Origin of the sequence: Arthrobacter sp. H14 (genome assembly GCF_000520495.1) — a bacterium.
Classification (GTDB): domain Bacteria; phylum Actinomycetota; class Actinomycetes; order Actinomycetales; family Micrococcaceae; genus Arthrobacter_C.
Map to the genome: position 1 here is coordinate 1 of NZ_KI914654.1, position 8617 is coordinate 8617.

The 8617-nt window shown below is 62.0% G+C and carries 8 protein-coding genes; 6 read left to right on the top strand and 2 right to left on the bottom strand.

Translation table 11 applies throughout. The features are described 5' to 3' along the window. Positions 1-178: 178 nt before the first annotated feature. The 3 genes from Y707_RS0111515 (at position 179) to Y707_RS25375 (ending at position 3992) form a co-directional block, all read left to right on the top strand. A complete protein-coding gene (locus Y707_RS0111515) occupies positions 179-1987 on the top strand; it encodes a gamma-glutamyltransferase family protein (protein ID WP_026535201.1) in 1809 nt (602 codons plus the stop codon). A 68-nt stretch (positions 1988-2055) separates the two neighbouring features. Next, the gene (locus Y707_RS0111520; protein WP_026535202.1) at positions 2056-2751 is read left to right on the top strand and encodes a YoaK family protein; all 696 of its coding nucleotides are present in this window, start codon (positions 2056-2058) and stop codon (positions 2749-2751) included. A gap of 140 nt (positions 2752-2891) precedes the next feature. After that, positions 2892-3992, top strand: a complete 1101-nt coding sequence (locus Y707_RS25375; protein WP_035781412.1) for a fatty acid desaturase family protein — start codon at positions 2892-2894, stop codon at positions 3990-3992. An 87-nt stretch (positions 3993-4079) separates the two neighbouring features. On the opposite strand, the gene Y707_RS25380 is transcribed toward Y707_RS25375, so the two are convergent. Next, positions 4080-4508, bottom strand: a complete 429-nt coding sequence (locus Y707_RS25380) for a hypothetical protein (RefSeq protein ID WP_051441906.1) — start codon at positions 4506-4508, stop codon at positions 4080-4082. A gap of 255 nt (positions 4509-4763) precedes the next feature. On the opposite strand from Y707_RS25380, the gene Y707_RS25385 reads away from it, so the two are divergent. The 3 genes from Y707_RS25385 to Y707_RS0111545 all read left to right on the top strand — a co-directional run bounded on the left by Y707_RS25385 (position 4764) and on the right by Y707_RS0111545 (position 7768). Further along, entirely contained in the window at positions 4764-5663 is a 900-nt protein-coding gene (locus Y707_RS25385) for a universal stress protein (protein WP_051441907.1), read from the top strand. Beyond that, positions 5644-5952: a hypothetical protein gene (locus Y707_RS0111540; RefSeq protein ID WP_051441908.1), complete on the top strand. Its 309-nt coding sequence runs from the start codon at positions 5644-5646 to the stop codon at positions 5950-5952. The genes Y707_RS25385 and Y707_RS0111540 overlap by 20 nt, the downstream gene beginning before the upstream one ends. Before the next feature lie 163 nt (positions 5953-6115). Further along, positions 6116-7768 carry a GAF domain-containing sensor histidine kinase gene (locus Y707_RS0111545; protein ID WP_051441909.1) on the top strand — a complete coding sequence of 551 codons (1653 nt, stop codon included), beginning with the start codon at positions 6116-6118 and terminating at the stop codon, positions 7766-7768. A gap of 2 nt (positions 7769-7770) precedes the next feature. Here the strand turns inward: Y707_RS0111545 and Y707_RS0111550 are convergent, their stop codons facing one another. After that, positions 7771-8442, bottom strand: coding sequence for a response regulator (locus Y707_RS0111550; RefSeq protein ID WP_051441910.1), 672 nt, complete (start codon positions 8440-8442; stop codon positions 7771-7773). Positions 8443-8617: the final 175 nt, after the last annotated feature.

Consider the following 8617-nt stretch of genomic DNA (forward strand, 5'->3'; position numbering starts at 1 on the left):
GCACATCTACGGGTCCGACGGCGTCCGCTTCTACACCCGCGGAAAAGTCATCACCCAACGCTGGCCCGAACCGGCCCACGCATCCGACGCCTCCTTCTCCTTCCCCTCCAACTCCTGATTGCCGCTGATTGCCAGCGCCGGACAGCCGCCATCAACATAAAATAGAAAGGTTCAATTAATGAATTTCAGTACTCGTCCCGAACTGGCCGGTACCTTCGGAATGGTTTCATCGACTCACTGGCTGCCTTCACAAGTCGGGATGGGGGTACTGGAACGTGGTGGTAACGCATTCGATGCCGCTGTAGCGGCAGGATTCACGTTGCAGGTAGTTGAACCACACCAGAATGGACCTGGTGGAGATCTTCCGCTGATCTTCGCCCGCGGCGACGACAAGAAACCGACTGTGCTTTGTGCTCAGGGCCCCGCACCTGCCGGGGCAACCCGAGAGGCATTTGCGGCCCTCGACATTGACATGGTGCCGGGGACCGGTCCGCTTGCAACGGCCATCCCCGGAGCCACTTTGGGATGGATGACTTTCCTCCGTGATCACGGGACTATCAGTTTGCAGGACGCCCTGAGTCCTGCGGCGTCCTATGCCGAGGATGGCTTTCCGGCCGCGGCCAAGGTCGTTGAGTACATCGGGCGGATGGAACCAATGTTCCGGGAGCACTGGCAGCCTTCGGCTGATTTGTACTTGCCGGATGGAAAAGTCCCCGAGGCGGGACAGATGTTGGTCAATAAGGCGCTGGCCCGGACATACCGGCGTCTGATGGAGGCAGAAACAAGTGCCCTCGACGACGGCGGTACGAGGGAGGACGGCATCGACGCCGCCATTGCGGAGTGGACCGAAGGCTTTGTCGCCGAATCAATAACCGAGTTCGTCAAAACGCCATGGCGGGATTCAACCGGAAAGAACCATGCGGGCTTCCTGAACCGTGAGGACATGGCATCCTGGCGTCCTCATTATGAAGAACCGCAGACCTTTGAGTTCGAAGGCCATACCGTCTGCAAGGCCGGTTTCTGGAGCCAGGGTCCTGTCTTCCTGCAGCAGTTGGCATTGCTGGACGGAATGGATGTAAAGCCCGGTACTGCGGACGGCATCCACAAGATACTTGAGGCGACGAAGCTGGCATTCGCCGACCGTGACGCCTGGTACGGGGACTCCGATGACGTTCCGGGCCAGACCCTTCTTTCCGCCGACTATGCGGATGAACGCCGTCGTCTGATTGCTGATGAGGCGTCGCTGGAAATCCGTCCAGGCAGCCCTGATGGGCGGAATCCGATCCTTCCAAATCTGGAGGTAAAGGGTGATTTTGACGCCATCGGCCTGAACGGAGTCGGTGAGCCGAACGCCGTCGCCGCTTTGCTCGATTCAGGACCCAAGGCGAACGGTGAAGCTCGCTCGGATACCGTCCATGTCGACGTCGTCGACCGCTGGGGAAATATGGTTTCGGCTATGCCCAGCGGTGGCTGGCTGCACTCATCACCGGTTATTCCCGAGCTTGGGTTTCCGCTGGGAACCCGGTTGCAGATGGCATGGCTGGAGGAAGGACTGCCAAATACGCTCAGCCCAGGCAAACGTCCGCGCACCACGCTTTCGCCGACCCTTGTCTGCAAGGATGGCGAACCGGTTCTGGCTTTCGGCTCGCCAGGAGGGGACCAGCAGGATCAGTGGCAACTGCATTTCCTGCTGAATCACCTGTTGGGTGGGATGAACCTGCAGGAAGCCATCGACGCGCCGTCGTTTCACAGCACCCATTTTCCCAGTTCATTCTTCCCCCACGAGCACCAGCTCGGCGTCGTCCTGATTGAACAACGCGTGGGCGATGAAGTCCTGACGGAACTGAAGGCGCGCGGACACCGGGTGGCGCGCGCGGGTGACTGGGAGATCGGCCGGCTATGTGCCGTGTCGAGGGATCCTGAAACGGGCATGCTTCATGCGGGGGCGAACCCGCGCGGCATGCAAGGCTACGCAGTAGGACGGTAACAGTGGGGGTATCGGCGGTCGAGATGGACCAAAACACTGTAAAACGAAAACAGCCGCGCAAATTCCGCATGGCGACTCCCCGGTTGCATATGTGGCTGATGCTTGTGCTGACCTTTTCAACCGGGGTCATAGACGCAGTCGGGTTCCTTGGACTGGACCGGGTCTTTACCGGAAACATGACGGGAAACGTCGTGATTCTGGGTATGGCTCTGACCGGTACCACGAATCTGCCGGTCCTCGGCCCGGCGCTGGCCTTGGTGGCGTTCTTCCTGGGCGCCATGCTGTGCGGGCGAATGCTGCGCGGGCGGCCGGACGGCTGGGTAGGGGCGACGTCGGTCGCCCTGATTATCGTGGCAGCAGTCTTGGTTGCCATCTCGGTTCTGCTGTTTGTGGCCGGGCGGCATGCCTTCCCGTACATGACGGAGGGCATTACGTCCGGATTGGGACTGGTGATGGGAATCCAGGCGGCCGCGGCCCGGCACGTCAAGGTCCCCGACGTAACCACCGTCGTCGTGACGTCGACAATTACCGGCCTGGCGGCTGACTCCCGTCTCGGCGCCGACAAAAAGCAGGACTGGTTGAAGCGGTTTCTCGCAGTGCTGCTCATTCTTGCCGGAGCGGTTGCCGGAGCGAGCCTGATGACCATCACGTTGTGGTTACCGATCTCCATTTCGGCGTTCCTGACCCTCGTTGTGCTCGTCGTAGGACACATCCGTAAGCGGGCAGAAAAGCGTAGAGGAAACGACGGCGACCAGCGCGCTTAAGCCATCAAAGAGCGGCGGCTTCGGTCAGGGACTGGTAACAAATTCCAAATGCAACCTTGATCGGAGGCGCCATAGCCTGTTAAGTTCGAAGCAAGTTCCAGGTGAAGAAGGCCGCCTGGCCTCGGCTACTCTTAAAGGACATGGAAACTATGCCGTCGCCATCGCAAACCGCCAACGCTGACTCCGTTCGCCCTCCCAAGGCCAATAAGCTTGTACAGAGTTATACGGAATTGATGAAATCGGTACGCGACGCTGGTCTGCTCCAGCGCCGGCGGCGGTTCTACATCACCCTCTTCATAGTTCTCATGCTGCTGCTCGCCGCGACATGGACCGGCTTCGCCCTGCTGGGGGATTCATGGTTCCAGCTGTTGATAGCGGCAGCCTTGGGCGTGATTTTCACTCAGCTGGCCTTCATGGCGCACGAGGCCGCGCACCGGCAGATATTCGCTTCAGGCCCGGTCAATGACCGTGCCGCAAGGGTGCTCGCGAATCTGGTGGTTGGGATCAGCTACTCGTGGTGGATGAACAAGCACAACCGGCATCACGCGAACCCCAACATTATGGGCAAAGATCCGGATGTCGACATGAAGGTGCTCTCCTTCGACGAGGAAAGTGCCAGCGGTAAACGCGGTCTTGCGGCGCTGTGGACACGCAACCAAGGTTATATGTTCTTCCCCCTGCTGCTGCTTGAAGGCGTCAACCTCCATGTGACGTCCTGGAAGACAGTTTTGGGCCGTGGCCGGGTGGAGAAGCGCTGGGTCGAAATTGCCATGCTGGGGCTGCGCATGGGCGCGTACCTCGCCGTAGTCTTTATGTTCCTGCCGGTTGGTTTGGCGTTCGCCTTCATCGGCATTCACATGGCGGTGTTCGGCGTCTACATGGGCGCTTCCTTTGCACCCAACCACAAAGGGATGCCGGTGCTTCCCCGGGGCAGCAAGGTGGACTTCCTCTCCAAACAGGTCCTGACCTCCCGCAATATCCGCGGCGGAACGTTCATGAGCCACTTCATGGGAGGACTCAACTACCAAATTGAGCACCACCTGTTCCCGAACATGCCACGCCCGCACCTGCGCAAGGCGCGGCAGCTGGTCCGGGCGCACTGCCAGGAACACGGCATCAAGTACACAGAGACCTCGCTGTTGAAGTCCTACTCGATCGTGGTGCAGTATCTCAACCGCGTCGGACTGTCCGCCCGGGATCCGTTCGACTGCCCGCTTATAGACCGGTACCGCCCGCGCTAAAGCCGTCCGCTCCGGCGCTGACTAACGGCCTGCGCTCCTGAACCTTGAGGATGCGCGGCAGATCCCGCTTTACCGCCGCGGCGCGGGTTAACGCCGGGTCTCGGTCTCGTTGCCCCGGTTCGGGTCAGTGTCCATGTGCCGGGATTCTTTGCCCCGGTTCTGGTCGGTGTCCACATTCGGGTCGAGCTGGTCGGCCTCCCTGGTCCGGTTCTCCGTCTCGTCCCGCATTCCATGCGCATCTGCTTTGCGCTGCTCAGCTTCGTGGCGGAGACGCTCGGCCTCGACTTCGGCCTTTTCGGCTTCCGCAGATGCCTGATTGGCGTCGGCTTCACGCTCCCGGGTGTTCAGCTCATTCTCGCGGGCCTTCTGGCGCATTTCCTCGGCGTGGTGATGGTCTTCCACGCGTTGCCGTTCGGCGTGTTGTTCCTTTTTCTTGCGTCCAAAGTAGATCGCTGCGCCAATGATGGCCAGCACAACGATGATCCCGACGATGATCCAGATGATTGTTGGGTCCACTGCTCATTCACCTTCTCTGTCGATGCTTCCGGTTTGCGGACGCTGCCGGACACAGTCTCCAGCCGGTTTTGCCGAAGCCTGTTGAAGCTACTCTCGTCTTGTGCAGCGGACCCGTCAAGGGTTTAGCCTCAAGCAGAACTTGAAGCTCACTTCCAGCAACGGATCCACGTACAAAAACACTGCCATGACAGGTCCCGGCGTGGTTCAATTTAGGCAGAACGATCATCACCGTTTGATTGGCCATCGGGAGGATCCATGCAAGCGGAACAAAGAATCGTCGTCGGCTTCGATGGCTCGGATGAAGCCAGACTGGCCGTGCGATGGGCAGCCAACCTGGCCGTTGCGGAAGGGCGGGGATTGCACCTCGTTCATTGCTGGCTGTGGCCACTGTTCACCCACGATCTTGGTCCGGTGGAGGGCGTCGCCGGCAGCGGACTGAGGCATTCGGCCGAGGCCATCATCGAAGACGGGGTGGCCGAGGCGCGGACGGTGGCGCCGGCGCTCGATATCAAAACCAGCCTCGTCACAGGTTCAGCTTCCTACGTTCTGGAAGAGATATCCCGACAGCAGCGCATGCTGGTCGTCGGCAGCCGTGGCATCGGTGGATTCCTGGGTCTGCTGGTCGGTTCCGTCAGCCTCCAGCTCGCGGTTACGGCAAAGTGCCCCGTCGCGGTTCTGCGCTCTGCGGGCAACACAAACGGCCCGGTGGTTGTGGGCGTGGACGGCTCTGCCGAGAGCAATATGGCGCTGGACGATGCCTGCGGCCTGGCCGGCCTATGGGATGCGCCGTTGAAGATTCTGCACGTGCAGAAGAGCATGGGCAGGTTCGGCAGGGGAAAGCTGACCGCGGATGCGGAAACCGAGGCAAAGGCTATTCTCGACGACGCCGTCAGCCGGGCACGTGCGCACGCGGCGGATGTGCCGGTCCAGGAGGAATTGGTTTTGAAAACCTCACCACCGGGAGCGCTGGTGGAAGCCTCGCAGAACGCGCGGATCCTCGTCGTTGGTGCCAAAGGCAAGGGAGAGTTCGCGGGCAACGTCGGGTCAACGGCACACGCGGTGTTGCACCACGCGGCCGGCCCGGTGCTCGTCAGCCGGAGGGGCACTGTTGGTGAGGCAGGGGAGGGAGGATCCGGTGGCCTTCCACGCAGCTAACCAACCGTCGGGACAGCGGCACGTATCCCGGCATGCGTTTGCGGTTGTCCTCGGCTGGATCGGGCTCATCCTGCACATACTGGTCGGATTCCTCTACCTCGCCGCGGGACTTGTCGCACCGCTGTACGGCATTCTGTTCTTCTGGGCGGCCTGGATAGCACTGACGGTTCTCGCGGTGCATTTGCTCCAGCGCCGGCCGGTGTGGACGCTGGTCGTTCCCGTGGCCGCGGCGCTGATCCTGTTCGGGGGCATTGCCATCGGAGGCGAACTGCTGGGCTGGCGCGCGTAGCTGCTTCGGCCCACGACGACGGCCTGTCCGGGTTTGCATGCCTCCGCTCTGGCCGGGCAGCACCGTAGGGACTATCGTATGAGTACCTTTGAGCACTTCCCCGCGGGCTTGGAACGCGGGAAGGGCCGTCGGGAGACACGTCGTCGGGTGAACGGTGGTAGCCATGGGGACCGAACAGGTGACAGCAGCAGATCCGGCTGTCCGTGTCCGGGAGCGGATGCAGGGACTGCTCGCCGCCGTCGTCACCATCGCCGGGGATTTGAGCCTCGAGGCAGTCCTGGACCATGTGGTGCACTCCGCCTGCCAACTGGTCGATGCCCAATATGCCGCCCTCGGGGTCCTGCAAGATGACCAGCAGGGGCTCATGCATTTCATCACGGCCGGAATCGACGACGATACAGCCCGGAAAATCGGGACCAATCCCGTTGGCCTCGGCGTACTCGGACTACTGAACCGGGATCCCAATCCGCTGCGGCTGCACGACCTCCGCCGGCACCCCGATGCATACGGCTTCCCTGAGAATCATCCGCCGATGGCCTCCTTCCTCGGCGTACCGATCCGGGTCCGGAACATCGTTTTCGGCAATCTGTATCTGACCGAAAAGGAGGGCGGAGGAGACTTCACCGATGAGGACGAGGAGCTGGCCGTTGCCCTTGCAGCCGCGGCCGGCGTCGCCATCGAAAACGCGCGACTGTTCGAGGAGGCACGACGACGGCAACAGTGGCGGCAGGCGTCCATGGACGTCACCGGGAACATGATGATGACCGTCCTGGATGCTCCCGTGGACGGTCTGCACCTGGTGGCCGAGCGGGCGCTTTCCGAGTCCGGCGCTGCCTTGGCGATTCTCGGTTTTCCCGCCGGCGACGGTGACGCCGTGTATTGTGCTGCCGCCGCCGGAAACCAGGCCGGCGACGTTGCGGGCCGGACCCTGTCTCTAGCGTCGCCGCTGATAACCGAAGTACTCCGGGTCGGGAAGTCGAAGGTGATTCCCGACGCCGGCGGAACGCTCGCCGCACAGGGAGTGATCGGTATGGGACCGGTTCTCGCCGCTGCACTCGGCCCACCCGGAAAGGACCAGGGGCTGCTGCTGCTCGCGCGGGAGGCGGGTGGGGAAGGATTCGTGCAGATTGACGTCGAAATGACAGCCGTCTTCGGATCGCATGTTGCGCTGGCCCTGGAGCTTTCGCGGGCGAACGGACTGCGCGAGCAGCTGGCAGTCTTCAAGGACCGGGACCGCATCGCCCGGGACTTGCACGATGTCGTCATTCAGCGGCTGTTTGCGGCCGGTCTCAGCATGCAGAGCCTGCGCCGGTTCACCCCTGAACCCGCCGCCCTTGAGCGCATCACTGCGGTTACCGGCGAACTCGATGGAACTATCCGCGAACTGCGCAACACCATCTATTCATTGCGGGACGCCGCCGAGCGGGAGGTGTTGAGCAGCCGGATTCTTCGTGTCGTGCGGGAAGGGGCGAAGTCGGTTGCCTTCACCCCGAGGCTGAAACTCTCCGGAGCCATCGACCTGAACATACCGCAGTCAGTGGGGGAGCACCTGCTGGCCGTGGTGACTGAGGGGCTGAGCAATGCCATCCGGCACTCCGGAGCAGACAGTATTGATATGTCCGTGACCGTGGATACCAACGGTCTGGAACTTGTTATCGCCGACAATGGGTGTGGTTTCGACGGTGGTGGTTCCCGGAGTGGCCTGGCGAACCTGGAGCACCGGGCCCGGTTGCTGGACGGAACCTTTGACGTCGACAGTGCTGCCGGAAAAGGGACGCAGCTGCGGTGGTCGGTGCCGGTCGGAGCGGCCGTATAGCTCTACTGCTTCTCCCGGGTCACGTAGACCGCGGCCTGGGTGCGGCGTTCGAAGCCGAGTTTGGACAGCAGGGAGGAGACGTAATTCTTGACGGTCTTTTCCGCCAGGAACATTTCCTCGCCGATCTGCCGGTTGGTCAAGCCTTGGCCGATCAACGTCAGGACGCGCCGCTCCTGCGGGCTGAGCGCCGCGATACGCGAATCCAACGCTTCGGGATGGGTCAGACCACCGATGATCCTGGCTTCAACGCCGGGGTCGAAGAGGGATTCGCCGTTGGCCGCCCGGCGCAGTTGCGTCACCAGTTCCATGGCGCCGATTTCCTTGAGCACATAACCGGACGCTCCGGCCAGGACCGCACCGCGCAACGCCTCGTCGTCGTCATAACTGGTGAGGATCAGGCAATGCAGCGACGGATCCACCGACCGGACGTTCCGGCAGACCTCAATGCCTGAGCCATCCGGCAGGCGGGCATCGATGACGGAGACATCAGGGCGCAGGGCCGGAATGCGGCGCGTGGCCTCCTCCGCGGAGCCGGTTTCCCCCACAATTTCGAATCCTTCGCTCTCCAGCAGTTCCTGGAGTCCGCGCCGGACCAGCTCGTGGTCGTCGAGGATGAACACCCGGACGGCATCCTCCGCTGGAGTGTCGTCGGGTTGCGGGATCGGTGCATTCACAGTGCAATTCTGCCCGACCGGCGTGCGGTGCGATAGGGCCCAAAGTCCATTGGTGGATGACCCCTTGAAACGGCAATTCTGGTAGGGACTTTAGACCCTATTGATGAGCGGGCTTCTGGGGGACTCTTGAAGCGGGGATTCGCGGCCCGCCGGTGAAGGGGGAACCATCGGCGGG